The 829-nt window shown below is 60.9% G+C and carries 2 protein-coding genes; both read left to right on the forward strand.

Annotation, left to right across the window (positions count from 1 at the left end; all coding sequences use genetic code 11):
* Positions 1–272, forward strand: a 272-nt coding sequence (locus tag NKI61_RS32825) for a hypothetical protein (protein WP_352842425.1), incomplete at its 5' end; no start/stop codon positions are given.
* A gap of 64 nt (positions 273–336) precedes the next feature.
* Entirely contained in the window at positions 337–810 is a 474-nt protein-coding gene (locus tag NKI61_RS32830) for an EF-hand domain-containing protein (RefSeq protein WP_023705425.1), read from the forward strand.
* Positions 811–829: the final 19 nt, after the last annotated feature.

Below are 829 nucleotides of genomic sequence, written 5' to 3' on the forward strand. Positions count from 1 at the left end.
AAATCCTGGCGCATCTGTCGCCGGATTTCGCCGAGGCCGACGTCAGGCAGCAGCTTTGCGAAGCCTACCAGCTCTATCTGGCGCTGACCCAGATGACGCGGCTTTGCCTCACCGGCGCATTCGAACGCGATGACGTTCCGCCGGGATTGTCGGATCTGCTTCTGGCGGTGACTGACCTGCCGGATTTCGGTGTGCTGGAAGCACATCTCAAGGAAACGTCGCAAAAGGTCAGAAAGGATTTCGACCTTTTGCTTCGTACGAAACGGTTGTGAGGGCGTGAAGCGCTGGCGGCTGTTTCGGATCGCATCGGGGGTGACGATGCAACAGGAGATACCCATGAGAAAAACAACCGGACTTGCCCTTGCCTTCGTCGCGCTTGCCGGCGCCGTTGGCACCACCGCCTATGCCGAGAACAATGCCAGCGCCAGAATGCGCGAGGGCGCGATGATGCGCCTCGACAAGGCGATGAAGGATTCCAACGGCACCATCAGCTTCGACCAGTTTTCCGACGCCATGAACGCGCGGCTGAAGAAGCTGGTCGCTGACAATGGCGGCAAGCTGACCGTTGCCCAGCTCGCCGACGCGCTGGAAAAGGCGCGGTTCGAGGAAATGGCAAAGCGTATCGTCGCCCGCTACGACACCAAGGGCGACGGCACGCTGACCACGGACGACATCACCGGGCGCGAGAAAAAGGTGTTCGCGATGCTCGACCGCAACAATGACGGCAAGATCGAGCGCAACGAACTGCCGAAGAACGGCCGCATGGGCCGCCACCACCAATGGGACGGCGGCGACGACAGCATGGAGTGAGTGGCGATATGTCTCCGGC

Origin of the sequence: Mesorhizobium sp. M0514 (assembly GCF_040321145.1) — a bacterium.
Lineage (GTDB): Bacteria > Pseudomonadota > Alphaproteobacteria > Rhizobiales > Rhizobiaceae > Mesorhizobium.